At 71.7% G+C, this 15,617-nt stretch carries 10 protein-coding genes; all 10 read right to left on the reverse strand.

Annotated elements, in window-relative coordinates; translation table 11 throughout:
- Positions 1 to 4: 4 nt before the first annotated feature.
- On the reverse strand, positions 5 to 811 hold the full coding sequence (locus tag ABD691_RS10305; protein WP_344679332.1) for a hypothetical protein: 807 nt from the start codon (positions 809 to 811) through the stop codon (positions 5 to 7).
- The gene (locus ABD691_RS10310) at positions 811 to 1,092 is read right to left on the reverse strand and encodes an acyl carrier protein (protein ID WP_344679333.1); all 282 of its coding nucleotides are present in this window, start codon (positions 1,090 to 1,092) and stop codon (positions 811 to 813) included. Before ABD691_RS10310 ends, ABD691_RS10305 begins: the two co-directional genes overlap by 1 nt.
- Positions 1,093 to 1,153: 61 nt before the next feature.
- Positions 1,154 to 2,479, reverse strand: a complete 1,326-nt coding sequence (locus ABD691_RS10315) for a type III PLP-dependent enzyme (protein WP_344679334.1) — start codon at positions 2,477 to 2,479, stop codon at positions 1,154 to 1,156.
- Positions 2,476 to 3,828, reverse strand: a complete 1,353-nt coding sequence (locus tag ABD691_RS10320; RefSeq protein ID WP_344679336.1) for a preATP grasp domain-containing protein — start codon at positions 3,826 to 3,828, stop codon at positions 2,476 to 2,478. The genes ABD691_RS10315 and ABD691_RS10320 overlap by 4 nt, the downstream gene beginning before the upstream one ends.
- Positions 3,821 to 4,789, reverse strand: a complete 969-nt coding sequence (locus ABD691_RS10325) for a 3-oxoacyl-ACP synthase III family protein (protein ID WP_344679338.1) — start codon at positions 4,787 to 4,789, stop codon at positions 3,821 to 3,823. The genes ABD691_RS10320 and ABD691_RS10325 overlap by 8 nt, the downstream gene beginning before the upstream one ends.
- Before the next feature lie 88 nt (positions 4,790 to 4,877).
- Positions 4,878 to 5,828, reverse strand: coding sequence for a 3-oxoacyl-[acyl-carrier-protein] synthase III C-terminal domain-containing protein (locus ABD691_RS10330; RefSeq protein WP_344679339.1), 951 nt, complete (start codon positions 5,826 to 5,828; stop codon positions 4,878 to 4,880).
- A complete protein-coding gene (locus tag ABD691_RS10335) occupies positions 5,825 to 11,890 on the reverse strand; it encodes a type I polyketide synthase (RefSeq protein WP_344679340.1) in 6,066 nt (2,021 codons plus the stop codon). The genes ABD691_RS10330 and ABD691_RS10335 overlap by 4 nt, the downstream gene beginning before the upstream one ends.
- A gap of 54 nt (positions 11,891 to 11,944) precedes the next feature.
- Positions 11,945 to 12,916 carry a phosphopantetheine-binding protein gene (locus ABD691_RS10340; RefSeq protein WP_344679341.1) on the reverse strand — a complete coding sequence of 324 codons (972 nt, stop codon included), beginning with the start codon at positions 12,914 to 12,916 and terminating at the stop codon, positions 11,945 to 11,947.
- Positions 12,916 to 14,202, reverse strand: coding sequence for an NAD(P)/FAD-dependent oxidoreductase (locus tag ABD691_RS10345; protein WP_344679343.1), 1,287 nt, complete (start codon positions 14,200 to 14,202; stop codon positions 12,916 to 12,918). The genes ABD691_RS10340 and ABD691_RS10345 overlap by 1 nt, the downstream gene beginning before the upstream one ends.
- A 108-nt stretch (positions 14,203 to 14,310) precedes the next feature.
- On the reverse strand, positions 14,311 to 15,345 hold the full coding sequence (locus ABD691_RS10350) for a 3-oxoacyl-[acyl-carrier-protein] synthase III C-terminal domain-containing protein (RefSeq protein WP_344679344.1): 1,035 nt from the start codon (positions 15,343 to 15,345) through the stop codon (positions 14,311 to 14,313).
- Between the last annotated feature and the right edge of the window lie 272 nt (positions 15,346 to 15,617).

Below are 15,617 nucleotides of genomic sequence, written 5' to 3' on the forward strand. Positions count from 1 at the left end.
CCGCTCACCGGAACTTCAGCGCCGCCAGGTGCGCCCGGCCGGTGCGCGGCTCGACGTCGCACAGCACCACGGTGGTGTGGTTCTCCTGCCAGTTCCGCCAGTTCCGCGCCAGGTCGAGCCACACGCTCGTGCAGTAGCTGCCCGCCTCGACGCGGCGCACCTCGGCGGTGCCGTCGAGATCGGCCCAGGTGTCCCAGGGACCGACGACCACCAGGGTTCCGCCCGGGTCGGCGGCCGCGATCTCCCGGATCCGCTCGGTCGCCGACGCCACCGACTCCGCCGACTCCACCGCGTCGACGCGCAACCCCTGGTCGCCGCCGAAGACCAGCAGCGCACCGGAGTCCACGAGCGGTTCGCCGTCGTGCACCAGCGGGTGGTGGGTCGGCATCGTGGTCTGCTCCAGCACCGCGATCACCGCGCGCCTGCTGCGGGCGGAGCGCTGGAAACCCGACATCACGCGCAGCGCGGTGAACGGTGCGGCCAGGCCCTGCTCGGAGATGGCGAAGCTGGTCGCCTTCCCGCCCAGCCGCATGTTCATGTGCGACGCCACCGCGGTGAACGGGTGCACGTCGGGCAGCGCGTGCGTGACGATCACCAGATCCGCGTCGAGGTCGCGGATCTCCTCGTCGTCCAGCAGCGTGTCGGCGATGTCGCGGTGGAACACGTTGGCGCCGTTGCGCAACAGCTCCTCGTCCACGACCGACCCGAACGGCTCGACCAGGTCGTGGTAGAACGCCAGGACCGACGGGTCGTCGTGGTAGGCGCGCGGCGCCGGTGCGACCAGCGCCGCGGCGGCGCTCACCGACTGCATCAGCGCTCGCCCGCGCCGACCGCTTCGCCCGCCTCGGCGCGGCGGGCGAGCAGGTAGTCGGTCAGCGTGCCCACGGACTGGAAGTCGTCCATGTCCAGGGTTTCCGGGTCGATCTCCACGCCGATCCCGTCCTCCAGGGCCATCAGCAGCTCCAGGACGGAGGTGGAGTCCAGGTGCAGGTCCTCGAAGAGCCGGTCCTCCGCGCTGAGGCCGGACACCTCGCGCTCCAGGACCTCGGTCAGCGCGGTCTCGACAGCCGCCACGACCTCGTGCTTTTCCATGTCAGTCTCCCACTTTCCGGTCGGTGTTCGGGGTTTCCGGGCGGTTGTCGCCCGGAGAAGGTCAGAAGTCGATGAGGTGCTGCTTGCCCAGGAGGTCGTCCACCACGTCGCGGCGGCGGACCAGGTGCGCCTTGCCCTCGTGCACCATCACCTCGGCCGGGAAGCCGTGGCTCAGGAACAGACCGGGCGATGCCGAGGGCCCGTAGGCGCCGGAGCGCTCGACGCCGATCAGGTCGCCCGGCTCCACCCGCGGGAGCCGCACCTTCTTGCCGATGACGTCGTTGGGCGTGCAGAGCGGGCCGGTGAGCGTGCACACCGTCTCGGCCTCGTCGGTGTAGCGGGTCAGCGAGCGGATCGGGAAGTTGCGCTTGACGAAGCTGCCGACGCCGACCGCGGCCATGTGGTGGTTGGTCCCGCCGTCGGCGACGACGAACTGCTCACCCATGGATTCCTTGACGTAGAGGACCTTCGTCACGTACGTCCCGGCCATCGCCGTGAGGTAGCGGCCCAGCTCGTTGATGAGCCGGGTGTCGGGGTGCTTGTCGTGGAACTTCGCCACCGCGTCGTTGATGCCGGCGGCCAGCGCGCGCACGTCCAGGTCGGTCTCGTTGTCGAAGTAGGCGATCCCGAACCCGCCGCCGAAGTCGACCGTCCCCAGTGGAATCCCGAGGTCGTCGGAGAGCTGGTCCGCGGTCTCCAGGATCTGCTCGGTGTTGTGGACGATGTCGGTGTGCTTGAGGAACCTCGTGCCCATGTAGGCGTGCAGGCCGGTGAGCTGCACCCGGCGCAGTCCCTTCAGGAACCGCTGGTTCTGCCGCAGGATCTCCACGTCGATGCCGAACTGGCGGGGCTTGCCGCCCATCGCCAGCCCCGAGCCCTTGGTGTGGAAGTCGGGGTTGATCCGCAGGATCACCGGCAGGTCCGAGACACCGCGCTCCACCGCGAGCTCGTCGATGATGCGCAGCTCCTCCAGCGACTCGACCACGATGGCGTGCAGGCCGGCGCCGACCAGCTCCTCCAGCTCGGCGGTGTTCTTGCCCGGCCCCAGGAAGATGGTGTCCTCCGGCCTGATCCCCGCCTGCCGCGCGGTGTGCAGCTCGACCAGCGAGGAGACCTCCGCGCCCGCGCCGAGCGAGCCGAGGTAGCCGCACACGCTGATGTTCGGGTTCGCCTTCAGCGACAGGAAGATGTCCACCGCGGGGTGCAGCAGGTCGCGCAGCTCCTGGTAGGTCGACCGCAGCACCTCGGCGTCGTAGAGGTAGAGCGGCGTGCCGAACTCCCGGGCGATCTCCGAGACTCCGATACCCTGGACCTGGAACTCGCCGGAGACCCCGAACTCGCCAGATAGCCGGGACTCGCCGGGCACCCGGAACTCACTGCTGGTCATGCTGCTCCCCTCTCTGCTTCGATCTTGGCCAGCGCGTCGGTGACCGCGCGGTCGAGCTCGTGCAGCTCGTCGCGGTCGTGCCCGAACAGCACCGTGTAGAGCCGTCCCTCGAACGGCCCGGAACCGGCCTGCGCGTTGACCGTGCCGAAGCAGGTCAGCACCAGGCCGCGCCCGTCGGCGGGCGCCTGCGCGAGCGCCCCGAGGCCGTCGCGGATCTCCTCGAACGGCACGGGTTCGGCCAGCCGCAGCGGGTAGTGCTTGGCCAGCGCGACCCCGTCCGGAGCCTGGAACCGCTCGGTCACCTGCCCCTGGTAGGTGGACATGTTCAGCCGCGCGTTGAGCTCCAGCACCGGGTAGACCACGTCGTCGGCCGAGACCAGCGCGTCCACGCCGACCACGCCGTGGAAGCCGTCGGCGTGCAGCCGCGCGCCGATGCGCTCGGCCGCCTCGGCGATCTCGTCGAGCTGCTCGGCTGACAGGTCCGGCGGCATGATGTGTCCCATGTGGACACCGCCGGAGACCATCGCCTCCTTGACGAAGTCGAGCGTGACCGCGCCCTCGCGCGAGATCGTGATCTGGTAGTTCAGGTCGAAGCGCTTGGCCAGGAAGCGCTCGGCGACCACGTGCAGGGTCTGGTCGTCCTTGCGCCGGGCGCGCTGGTCGACCATGCGCAGCAGCCGGTCGGCCTTGCGCCTGCTGTCGACCACGACCAGGCCCTTGCCGGAGACCCCGTAGGCGTCCTTGACGATCACCGGGTCCGCTTCGGACACCGACTCCAGGGCGGTGTGCAGCTCCACGGTGCTCTCGCAGCAGAACCCGGGGATCGCGCGCAGGCCCAGCTCCTCGACCAGCCTGCGGCTGTAGATCTTGCTGTTGACCCGCTCGTAGACCTCGGTGTCGGGCACCGCCAGCGGCAGCCCGGTGCGCTCGGAGATCCGCTGCTCGACCATCGAGTTGCCCATCGGCATCAGGTACGCCCCGGTGCCCGCGAGCTCGGTCAGCCGGGCGATCACCTCCGGCGAGTCCAGGACGGCTTCGCTGGTCGAGCCCTCGGCTTCGGCGACCAGCTCGGTGGGCAGCGGAAAACCGATGCTCCCGGCGTAGTCGCGGTAACCGGCGTCCAGGCCCTGGCTCAGCACCAGGTGATCACCCGGCTCGGCCAGCATCGCGCCTAGTTCCTCCATGCGCTGCACGGTCGCGGTCGTCACCGACAGCGGTGCGGCTGGCAGGCCGACGTAGTTGCGCGCCCACTCGTTCTCGACCTCGAAGTTGCACAGCCACACGAACCGCGCGTCCGGGTCGCCGACCAGGGCTTCCTTCAGCCTGCGCGTGTAGGAAGCGTCATGCATCGCTTTCACCAACCCCCTGATGAGTGATGACCATCGCCGCGAACGTCGCGCCCAGCCCGACCGTGGCGAACAGGTAGTTCCTGCCGGGGACCAGGCGGTCCTGCGCGCGCAGCGTGGCGTAGTTGTGGAACACGTCCGAGGCGAAGCAGTGGCTGAAGCGGGCGATGTTGTCCAGGAACACCTTTTCCCGGTCGATGCCCAGCTCGCCGATGGTCTGCCGCCAGGACTGCATGTTGACGTTGTGCGGGATGACCAGGTCGATGTCGTCGAAGTCCATCCCGGCCGCTTCCAGCGCCTCCCGCACCACCTCCGCCAGCACCGGCGCGTAGGCCTTGCCGAACTGGAGGTTGCGCTCCTCGTCGAGCAGCATCGACGCGGAGAAGTCGCCCATCGTCCTGGTCACGTAGGAGCGGACGGTGTCGCCGCCGCCGTCCACCGCGACCAGGCAGGCCGCCGCCGCGTCGCCCATGATCGCGGTGTCGGCGATCAGCTGGACCTTCGGCGAGAACGCCTGCTCACCGGTGACCACCAGCGCGCGGGCGCCCGGGGCGCCCTCCGCGCGCAGCAGCTCCGCGGCGATGTCGACCGCGGCCATCCCGCTGGCGCAGTTCTGCTGGCTGACCGCGAACGCCTCGGCGTGCCGCAGGCCGAGCCGGTCGCGGATCTCCAGCGCGGGATCGATGTGCGGCGGGGTCAGCGCCTGCGTCGTGTGCGCGAAGATGACGTAGGCGATCCGCGACACGTCGGGCTCCGCCTCGACGATCCGGCGGGCGGCGGGCAGCACGACGTCGAACAGGCTCAGCTCCGGGTCGAACCGGATCTCCTTGAGGCCGTGCACCCGTTGGAACAGCCGGACCTTCGACCGGTTCAGCCCGAGCCGGTCGGCCAGGTCCTCGATGGGCACCCGCCGGTCCGGCGCGAAGGACTCGATCCTCTCCAGCGTCGTCACGGACGAACTCATCGCACAAACTCCTCGGCTCGTGGGTGGATGGGGGCTGGGCAGATCACCACTGGGAAGGTCACCACTGCGCAGATCACCCCTGGGCAGATCACGACCGCCCTCGCCAGGTCAGCACCGCCGCGTTGAAGGAGGCGCCCGCGCCCACCGAGGCCAGCACGTAGTGCGCGCCCTCGGTCAGGCGTCCGGCATCCCGCAGCGTCGCGCAGTTGACGAAGACGTCGGAGGCGAAGCAGTGGCTGTAGCGGCCGATGTTGTCCAGGAACACCCGCCCCGGCGGGATCCGCAGCTCGTCGATGGTCTGGCGCCAGGCCAGCATGTTGACGTTGTGCGGGATCACCAGCTCGATGTCGGAGAACTCCAGCCCCGCCGCCGCGATCGCCTCCCGGATGACCTCGGCGAGGACCGGCGCGTACTGCTTGCCGAACCGCGCCAGTTCCTCCGGCGGCAGGGAGATCAGCTCCGCGTACTCCCCCAGCGTCCGGTTGACCTGGGACAGCACCGGCGAGCCCTCGCCGTCCAGCGCCACCAGGTAGGCGGCGGCGGCCTCGCCCATGATCGCGGTGTTGGGCAGCAGCTGGATCAGGCGGGAGAACGGTTTCTCCCCCGTCACCACCAGAACGCGGGCGTCCGGGTCGGGCTCGGCGTGCAGCAGAGCCTCGGCGACGTCGATCGCGCCGAGCCCGACCGCGCAGTTCTGCTGGGTCAGCCCGAACGCCTCGGCACCGGTCAGCCCGAGGGCGTCCCGGATCTCCGCGGGCAGCTCGGCCAGCGGCGGGGTGACCTCGTGCGTCGCGTGGGCGTGGACGACGTACCGGATCCGGGACGGCTCCGCGACCGACTGGACCACCCGCTGCGCGGCAGGCAGCACCAGATCGAGCAGCGGCAGGTCCGGGTCCATCCGCAGGCTGCGCAGCCCGTGCACCTTCTGGAACACCGACAGCTTCGCCTTGCTCAGGCCGAGTCCGGCCGCCACCTCCCCGACCCCGACGGTGCGGCCGGGGAGGTGGGACTCGATCCGCTCCAGGGTCGCGCGGGTCACGCGCCGCTCCCCTCGCGCAGCGCCCGCAACCACTCGTCGACGGCCTTGGCGGTGGTCTCCACGTGGTCCTCGAGCATCGTGAAGTGGTCACCCGCGACGTCCGAAGTGGAGTCCGCCAGCGTCCACCGAGGACGTGCGTGCGCGCCCTCGCGCTCCTGCGCCCGCAGCATCACCGACGGCACGTCGAGCTTCGCGGGCTCCCAGCCGTCGAAGATCCGCAGGTAGCCGCCCATCGCGATCAGCCGCTGGTCGTCGAGGAACGCGCTGCTGGCCGGTTCCAGCATCTTGGCCGAGACCATCGCGAGGTCGTCCAGGTCGACCGGGCTGGCCAGGGTGTCGAGCAGGACCACGCCCCGCGGCTCGACCCCGAGCTCGCGCAGCCGGTGCCCCACCGAGTGCGCGATCCAGCCGCCGGTGGAACGGCCGAGCAGCACCACGCCGCGGCCCTCGGCGAGCTTCGCCGTCGCCGCCGCCTGGGTGTGCACCAGCGCCTCCAGCGACTCCGGAAGCGCCTCTCCCGCGGCGAAACCGGGCAGCGGCGGCGCGACGACCGCGTGTCCGGGCAGGAGCGAGGCAAGCCGCGCGTACTCGTGCGGCCCCGAGATCGCCATCATCGACGAGAAGCACACGACGACCGGCCCTTCACCGGTGGCCTCGGGATTCGCCGACGGTTCCGGGTGCACCGGCGGTTCCGCGTCCCGGCCGAACTGCGGGCGCAGCTCGGCCGCGTTGACCAGCACGTTGACCGCCGGGCCCAGCTTGCCGGACTCGTAGGCGGTGCGGAACAGCCCGACCAGCGTGTCCGCTGCGGCCTCTGCGCCCTGCTGCCCGGACAGGCTCGGCAGCAGCAGGGTGTGCACCTGCGCGGCGAGCTCCTGCGGCGTCGGGTGGTCGAAGACCACCGTCGGCGGCAGCCGCAGCCCGGCCGCCTCGCCCACCGCGTTGCGCAGCTCGACCGACAGCAGCGAGTCGAACCCGAGGTCGCGGAACTGGGTCGTCACGCCGACCTCCGCGGAGCTGCTGTGCCCGAGGATGCCGGCCACCGTGGAGGTCACCAGCTCGGTCACCGCCGCCAGCTGCTCGGCCTCGGAGAGCCCGGCGAGCTTGTCCCGCAGGGACGAGGTCTCCGCGGGTGCCGAACCACCGCCGGAGGCCGCGCGGCGGGCCGTGCCGCGCACCAGTCCCTTCAGCAGCGGCGGCAGCGGCGCGGCTCCGCTGCGCAGCGCCTTGCGGTCCAGGCGGACCGGGACCAGCGCCGGGCGGTCGGCGGTGAGCGCGGCGTCGAACATCGCCACGCCCTGCTCCTCGGTGATCGGCAGCACGCCGTAGCGGGCCATCCGGTTCAGGTCGGCCTGTCCGAGCGTGCTCGCCATCCCGCCGCTGGGCTGCCACATGCCCCACGCCAGCGCGGTCGCGGCCAGGCCGCGGGTGCGCCGGTGCTGGACGAAGGCGTCCAGGAAGGCGTTGCCCGCCGCGTAGTTGCCCTGCCCGGGGCTGCCCAGCGTGCCCGCGACCGACGAGAACACGACGAACGCGCCCAGACCGGCGTCGGCGGTCAGCTCGTGCAGGTTCACCACCGCGTCGACCTTCGGGCGCAGCACCTTGGCGACCCGTTCCGGCGTCAGCGAGGTGATGACGCCGTCGTCGAGCACGCCCGCGGTGTGCACGACCGCGCTGAGCGGGTGCTCTGCGGGCACCGACGCCAGCAACGACCGCAGCGACTCGCGGTCGGTGACGTCGCACGCCGCGACCGTCGCGGTCGCACCGAGTTCTTCCAGCTCCGCCACCAGTTCGCGCGCACCAGCCGCTTCGAGACCGCGGCGGCTGGTCAGCACCAGACGACTGACTCCGTGCTCGGTCACCAGGTGCTTTGCAAACAACGCGCCCAGCTCACCGGTTCCGCCGGTGATCAGGACCGTGCCGCTCCAGGCGTCCGGGGCCACGGCGTCGGACGCGGAGGTCGCCCGCGCGAGCCTCGGCACGCGAATCTTCCCGTCCCGCAAGGCGATCTGCGGTTCACCGGAGGCCAGCGCCGCGGGCGGCACCACGTCGTCCTCGGTATCGACCAGGCCGAAGCGGTCCGGCGCCTCCGACTGCGCGGAGCGCACCAGGCCCCAGACCGCAGCGGCGGGCAGGTCTGCGACGTCCTCGCCGGAGTCGACGGCGACCGCACCGCGGGTCGCGACCACCAGCCGCGAGGGGCCGTCGGTCAGCCATTCCTGAAGCAGTTCAAGGACTTCTGCGGTCAGGCGGTGGGTTTCGGAGGCTACCTCGGCACCGGCGGGCGAGACGCAGGTGACCACGACCTGGTCCGCGTCGACCTGCCCGGCCGCGAGCGCCTGCCGCAGGGCGGCGGGGTTGTCGAAGCGCTGCACGCTGCCCGGCTCGCCGTCGGCGGTGACCGGAGTCCAGTCCACCTGGAACAGCGAGTCGCCGAGGTTGCGCCGGGAAGCGCCCAGCTGCTCGGTCGACATCGCGCGCGACACGAACGACTCCACCGACAGGACCGGCTCGCCGTCCTGGTCGGCGGCGGCCACCGCGATCGAGTCGGTGCCGACGCCGGTGAAGCGCACCCGCAGCGAGGAGGCGCCGACGGCGTGCAGGCGGACCCCGTTCCAGGAGAACGGCAACCGGCCGGACGGCGTGCCCTCCCGCACGTCCTCCCACGCCAGGGCGTGCAGGCACGCGTCGAGCAGCGCGGGGTGCAGGCCGAAGGCCGCGGCGTCGCCCTGCTGCTCGGCGGGCAGGTCGACCTCGGCGAACAGCTCGTCGCCGCGCCGCCACACCGCGTTCAGCGCCTGGAACGCGGGCCCGTAGGCGAATCCGGTGTCGGCCAGCCGCTCGTAGAGGCCGTCCAGGTCCACTTCGGACGCGTCCGCGGGCGGCCACTCCTTCAGCGCGTCCGCGCCGAGGTCGGCGGAGGGTGCCAGGTGACCGTTGGCGTGCTGGGTCCACGCGGCGTCCTCTTCGGTGCCGCGCGAGTGCAGCGCCACCGAGCGCCTGCCGTCGTCCTCCGGTGCGCCGACCGCTACCTGGATCAGCAGGGCGCCCTCGTCCGGCAGCACCATCGGGGCCTGGAGGGTCAGCTCCTCCACCACGTCGCAGTCGACCTGCGCGCAGGCCCGGGTCGCCAGCTCCAGCAGCGCGGTGCCGGGCACCAGCGTCGCGTCGTGCACGACGTGGTCGGCCAGCCACGGGTGCGACTGCCGCGACAGGCGGCCGGTGAAGATCACGCCGTCCCGGTCGGCCAGCGAGGTGACCGCGCCCAGCAGCGGGTGCTCCGCCGAGCTGAGGCCGACGGAGTCGACGTCACCGGTGGCGGCGGGCTCGTCCAGCCAGTACCGCTGGCGCTGGAACTGGTAGGTCGGCAGCTCCACGCGGCGCGGGTGCAGGCCGTCGAAGACCGCGTTCCAGTCCGGCGAGGTCCCGCGCACGTGCAGCTCGCCGAGCGCGGCCATCGCCGACGCGGGCTCCGGCCGCTCCTTGCGCAGCAGCGGCACGACCAGCGCGTCCTCGTCGTCGCCCAGGCAGGACCGGGTCATCGCCGACAGCGTGCCGTCCGGGCCGAGCTCCACGAAGGCGCCGACGCCCTCGCCGCGCAGGGTGGTGATCACGTCGCTGAAGCGGACCGCCTCGCGCACGTGCCGCACCCAGTAGTCCGGCGAGCAGAGCTGGTCGGCAGTGGCCGCCTTGCCGGTCACGTCGGAGACGACCGGGATCGCGGGCGGGGCGAACGACAGCGAGCCGACGACGGCCGCGAACTCCGCCAGCATGCCGTCCATGTGCGGCGAGTGGAACGCGTGGCTGACCTGGAGGCGCTTGGCCTTGCGGCCCTGGGCCTCCAGCGCGGCGGCGGCCTCGGACACCACGTCCTCGTCGCCGGAGAGCACCACCGAGTTCGGCCCGTTGATCGCGGCGATCGAGGCCCGGTCGAGCCGGTCGCCGAGCGCGGCGAGCGCTTCCTGCTCGGTGGCCTGCACGGCGATCATCGCGCCGCCCGCGGGCAGCCGCTGCATCAGCCTGCCGCGCGCTACGACGAGCTTCGCCGCGTCCGGCAGCGAAAGCACGCCCGCGACGTGCGCGGCGGCCAGCTCGCCGATCGAGTGCCCGGTGACGAAGTCGGGCCGGATCCCCCAGTGCTCCAGCAACCGGTACAGCGCCACCTCCACCGCGAACAGCGCGGGCTGGGTGAACTCGGTGCGGTTGAGCCGTCCTTCGGGGTCCTCGTCGGCGAACACCACTGCGCGCAGCGGCTCGTCGAGGTGCGCGTCGAGCGCGTCGACGACCTCGTCGAAGGCGCGGGCGAACACCGGCGACTCCGCGTGCAGCTGCTTGCCCATGCCCAGGCGCTGGCTGCCCTGACCGGTGAACAGGAACGCGAGCTTGCCGCCGGGTCCGGTCGTCCCGCGCACCACGTTCGCCGCGCGCGCACCGGATTCGACCGCCTCCAGACCGGCGAGCAGTTCGTCCCGGTCGCTGCCGACGACCACCGCGCGGTGCTCCATCGCGGTGCGGGTCGTGGCGAGCGAGAACGCGACGTCCACCGGGTGCTGGTCCACGGCGGCGTGCTCGCGCAGCCGCCGCGCCTGCGCGCTGAGCGCGTCCGCGGTCCTGCCGGACAGCACCCACGGCACCACGGCGCCGTCGGCGGCCGGGCTCGTGCGCGGCTCCTCCGCGGGCGGTTCCTCGATGATCGCGTGCGCGTTGGTCCCGCTGATGCCGAAGCTGGACACGCCGGCCCGCCGGACCTTGTCGTCCGACTTCGGCCACGGCACCGGTTCGGTCAGCAGCCGCACGTCGCCGCTGCTCCAGTCCACGTGCGGGCTCGGCTCGTCGACGTGCAGCGTCTTGGGGAGCACGCCGTGGTGCATCGCCTCGACCATCTTGATGATCCCGCCGACGCCCGCGGCCGACTGGGTGTGGCCGACGTTGGACTTCAGCGAGCCCAGCCACAGCGGCCTGCCGCCCCGGCCCTGCCCGTAGGTGGCGATCAGCGCCTGCGCCTCGATCGGGTCACCGAGCTTGGTCCCGGTGCCGTGGCCCTCGACGGCGTCGACGTCGGCACTGGTGAGCCCGGCGTTGGCCAGCGCGTCGCGGATCAGCTTCTGCTGCGACGGGCCGTGCGGCGCGGTCAGGCCGTTGCTCGCGCCGTCCTGGTTCACCGAGGTGCCGCGGATGACCGCCAGCACCGGGTGCCCGTTGCGCCGCGCGTCGGAAAGCCGCTCCACGATCAGGGTTCCGGCGCCCTCGGCCCACGACGTGCCGTCGGCCCCCGCCGCGTACGACTTGGCCCGGCCGTCCACCGACAGCCCGCGCTGCCTGCTGAACTCGGTGAACGAGAACGAGGTGGCCATCAGCATCACGCCGCCGACGACCGCGATCGAGCACTCCTCGCGGCGCAGCGACTGCCCGGCGAGGTGCAGCGCGACCAGCGAGGACGAGCACGCGGTGTTGACCGTGACCGCCGGGCCGTCGAAGCCGAACGAGTAGGAGATCCGGCCCGAGGCGACGCTGCCCGCGCTGCCGACGCCGAGGTAGCCGTCGAAGCCCTCGACCGGGGTCTTGAGGAACCGCAGGCCGTACTCGTCGAACATGATCCCGACGAACACGCCGGTGTCGCTGCCGCGCAGCGTGTCCGGCAGGATGCCGGCGTCCTCGAACGCCTCCCAGGTCGTCTCCAGCAGCAGGCGCTGCTGCGGGTCGACGGTCATCGCCTCGCGCGGCGAGATCCCGAAGAACGCGGGATCGAAGTCCGCGGCGTCGTGCAGGAAACCGCCGTGGCGCACGTAGCTCTTGCCCAGCGCCGTGGGGTCCGGGTCGTAGATCCCCTCCAGGTCCCAGCCCCGGTCGGTGGGGAACTCGGTGATCGCGTCACGACCCTCGTCGACCAGCTGCCACAGCTCTTCCGGCGAGGTCACGCCGCCGGGGAAGCGGCAGCTCATGCCCACGATCGCCAGCGGTTCGGTCTCCCGCTCGCGGGTCCGGCGGAGCTCCTCCCTGGCCCGGTCCAGTTCGCTGGTCGTGCGTTTGAGGTAGTGCAGCAGTTTCTCTTCGTTGGACATGCCCAGCTTTTCTCCCGTGTGCGATCCGGTGGCAGGTGGCGGGTCGGCGCCTGGTCAGCCGGCGCTCGCCGGGCCGAGCCTGCTGTCGAGGTAGGCGAAGATCTCCTCCGGTGTCGCCTCGTCGTGCGCACCGGTCGCGGGCTCCGCGCTGTCGGTGCCGACCGCCCGCTGCAACGCCGAGAGCCTGCGCGCGACCTGGGCGCGCACGTCGGCGTCGCCCGGCAGCCCGGACACCGCCTCCTCCAGGCGGGCCAGCGCGGCCAGCGCGGTCGCCTCCGGCGCGCCGATCTCGGTGCCCAGCTCCGACCACAGGTGGTCGGCCAGCGCCCGCGGCGTCGGGTGGTCGAAGACCAGCGTCGGCGCGAGCTTGAGCCCGCAGGCGTCGGAGAGCAGGGTGCGCAGCGCGACCGCCGAGACCGAGTCGGTGCCCAGCGACAGGAAGCTCTCGGTGCCCGCCGAGGCCCGGACCTCGTCGCGCTCCAGCACCTCGGCCGCGTTGTCCAGGACCAGCTCCAGCACCCGGTTGCGGCCGGCCTCGCCGGGCAGCGCGGCCAGTTCCTCCCGCAGCTGCACGGATTCCGGCGACTTCGCCCGCGGCACCGCCTCCAGCTGCGCGTAGAGGTCGAGCTGGTCGTCGGTGAGCCAGTACTCGGCGATCCGGCCGTCCTCGATGCGCAGGATGTCCACGCCGCGGAAGGTCACCGGGGTGCCCGGCTCGGCGGTCGCCGTCGCGGGCCGCCCGCCCTGCCAGACGCCGTTGAACACCCAGCGGCCCATCGCGTAGTCGCCGACGATGAACGGCCCCAGCTCACCGGAGATGCGGGCGTCGTCGTCGAACGACGAGCGGAACGCCCCGATCCACGCGGTCAGCGTCTTCGGGTCGTGGATGGTGGCGGGGTCGGGCATCCCGTGGTCGGGGATGTTGACCCGCAGGTCGGCGCTGACGACCTCCTCGGCGAGCTCGAACTCGCCGTTCCAGATCCGCGACCAGCAGTCCCAGAGTTCCCGGTGCGAACGCTCGGTCATCACGCCCCCCGTCCGGCCAGGACCCGCTCGGGAGCGGCCGACGGCTGCGGCTGCGACCTGAACAGGGCCTTGCCGTTGACCATCGAGCAGCGCGCGACCGCCCACGGCGACAGGAAGTCCGGCACGCTCATCAGCCGGGAACCGAACACGTGGAAGTGCTCGGCCATCCTGGCGTCCCGCGCAGCGGCGGAGAAGGTGAACCGCTCGATGCGGTTGAACGGCCGCGCCGTCGCGTAGTCGGCGATCAGGTGGGCGTGCGCCTTGAGCTTCTCGGCGCGCTTCTTGCGGTAGGCGCCCAGCGCGGTCCCGAGGTCGCCGTAGCCGAGCACCGCCGACGAGGCCGACTCGGCCAGCCAGTGCGCGGACTGCATCGCCCAGGCGCAGCCGACGGCCGCCAGCGGGTCGCTGGTCAGCGCGGCGTCGCCGACCAGGGCGTAGCCGGGGCCGGTGGACTGGCGGGTGATCAGCGGGTAGTTGATGGTCCCGACGATCTTGCCGACGCGCTCGGCGTTGTCGATGTCGGGAGCCTCCGGCAGCGCCTTGACGAAGCGCCGGTAGGCGCCCTCCAGGTCCGCCTTGAACTCGCCGAGGCGTTCCATCGACGGCAGCACGGAGATGATCGTCACGTCGTCGTCGTTGGGCATCACGTAGGCGTTGTCCGGCTCCAGGTAGTACGCCTTGGCGATGTGGCCGTCCGGACGGGGCAGACCGCGGAAGTGCGCGAAGTAGCTGAACCGGTTGTTCGGCGTGGTCTCCGACGGGGTGTCGGCGAGCTTGGCGATCGTGGAGTCCTTGCCGTCGGCGCCCACGACGAGCTTGGCGCGCACCTCGAAGCGCTCACCGCCCGCGCTGCCCGCGACGCCGACCACCCGGCCGTCGTCGGTGATCAGCTCGTTGACGGTGTGGCCGAGCAGCAGGTCGACGCCCTTGGTCTCGGCCGCCAGCCTGCGCAGCATCGGGTCGAGGGTCTCCCGGCGGACGTTGTAGCCGTGCGGCAGCACGTCCGGGCCGACCCGGTCCTCCGGCTTGATCCAGCCCCAGCGGGTCCAGTACTTGGCCGAGTTGCGGACCGCGCCGACCGCTTCCAGCTCGGCGACCAGGCCCAGCTCGGCGAGCACCGGGTGGCCCGCGGGCTGGATGTAGTGCGTGCACAGGACCTTGTAGGCGTTGACGTCGGAACGGCGCTCCAGGAGCGCGACCTTCGCACCTCTGCGGGCGAACAGGACCGCGGCGGTGCACCCCGCGACGCTCGCGCCGTTGATGACGACATCATAGGTGTCGTTCATGATTGGACCCTTTCGGTTCTTGCCGAGCACGATTCAGCCGTCGAATCGGCGGTGTCCGGACGAATCGCGAATTGTGGTTCGATCGGTCTTTTCCCGGCCGCGCGACAATCAGATCGCCTGCACGACGGCGCAGGACCAGGTGAAACCACCACCACCGCCGATCAGCACCGCGACTTCTCCGGAATCCAGCCGGGCCGCGTCGCGGATGTGGGTGAGGTTGGCCAGCAGATCACCGGCACCGAGGTGCCCGCTGCCCTCGCGCAGCCGCAGCACCTCGCCTTTCACCTGGCCCTCGATAACGGGCAGGTACATCATCTCGAGCACGCTGTCGCACAGCCTCGGGAGCGCGATGCACGCGATCCGCGAGTCGTCGGGTTCCACCTCGGCGTCGTGCAACGCTCCCAGCAGAACCTCGCGAACGCGCTCGCAGGCGGTTTCCTGGAAATTCCGGTTCCCGCCGAAGTTCTCCAGGTACGCCTTCTTCGGCCGCCGGACGTCGATCCGGCCGCCGTGCTCCAGCGGAGCGACCGCGAACTCGTCCCCGCACCGGTACATCACCTCGAACTCGGCCGCGGTGCGGAAGGCCAGCGACAGCAGCCGCAGCCCGCCCGGCCGCCCGCCATGCCTGCGCAGCACGGCGGCCGTGCCCGCGTCGCCGTAGACCACGCCGTAGTCGGCCGACCAGCGGTCGAAGCCCGGCAGCGCGAACCGGTCGGCGGTGGTCACCAGCGCCGAGCCGGTGCCCGGGTCGGCGACCAGGCGGTCCACGGCCAGCCCGAGCGCCGCCGCGCCCGCGTTCGACAGCTGCTGCACACCGACCGGAAAGGCGCTGTGCGCACCGGTTTCGTTGGCGATGTAGTGCGCGGGGGACCAGAAGTCGTGGCCCTGGTGGTAGATCCACCCGTGGGCCAGGAACCCGATCTCGGCCGGGTCGGCGCCCGCGTCGGCCAGGGCGGCGCGGGCCGCCCGCACCGCCATGTCCGGAGCCGGGACGTCGGAGACCGGCACGCGGGACAGGCCCAGCTTGGGCGCTTCGTCGGCGGGCAGCCGGCCCGCCGCCACGGCGTCGGCGACGGTTTCGGTGCCCGAGGGCAGCCAGGTCGCCGTGGAATCCAGGATGAGCGAGGCAGAAGCGAGTTTCATTCGGATTTTCCCTTGCGGAGGACAGGTTCCCGCCCGCCGGCGAAGACGACGCGCGGTGAAACGGCGAACGAACAGCGACTAGCGCGCTCTCCGCGGGGAAATCGCACCGCTCAGCCGACATGAAACATTCGCGTTCCGCACTTCATTCCCCCATGAGACGAGCAGACCCGGCGGGTATCCCGCCTGCTGTGCATATTTCCCAATCGGGGCATCGACGGCAACAGCATCGATGATGCGTCTCTGTCGCGTTCTGGGCGCACGCGGCGCTTGCT

The organism is Saccharopolyspora taberi (assembly GCF_039534165.1).
GTDB classification, from domain to species: Bacteria; Actinomycetota; Actinomycetes; order Mycobacteriales; family Pseudonocardiaceae; genus Saccharopolyspora_D; species Saccharopolyspora_D taberi.

Bases quoted from the DNA above. Each gene is read 5' to 3' on its own strand.
- ABD691_RS10305 (WP_344679332.1), bottom strand. From the start codon at position 811: ATGCAGTCGGTGAGCGCCGCCGCGGCGCTGGTCGCACCGGCGCCGCGC.
- ABD691_RS10315 (WP_344679334.1), bottom strand. From the start codon at position 2,479: ATGACCAGCAGTGAGTTCCGGGTGCCCGGCGAGTCCCGGCTATCTGGC.
- ABD691_RS10345 (WP_344679343.1), bottom strand. From the start codon at position 14,202: ATGAACGACACCTATGATGTCGTCATCAACGGCGCGAGCGTCGCGGGG.
- ABD691_RS10335 (WP_344679340.1), bottom strand. From the start codon at position 11,890: ATGTCCAACGAAGAGAAACTGCTGCACTACCTCAAACGCACGACCAGC.
- ABD691_RS10320 (WP_344679336.1), bottom strand. From the start codon at position 3,828: ATGCATGACGCTTCCTACACGCGCAGGCTGAAGGAAGCCCTGGTCGGC.
- ABD691_RS10310 (WP_344679333.1), bottom strand. From the start codon at position 1,092: ATGGAAAAGCACGAGGTCGTGGCGGCTGTCGAGACCGCGCTGACCGAG.
- ABD691_RS10325 (WP_344679338.1), bottom strand. From the start codon at position 4,789: ATGAGTTCGTCCGTGACGACGCTGGAGAGGATCGAGTCCTTCGCGCCG.
- ABD691_RS10340 (WP_344679341.1), bottom strand. From the start codon at position 12,916: ATGACCGAGCGTTCGCACCGGGAACTCTGGGACTGCTGGTCGCGGATC.
- ABD691_RS10350 (WP_344679344.1), bottom strand. From the start codon at position 15,345: ATGAAACTCGCTTCTGCCTCGCTCATCCTGGATTCCACGGCGACCTGG.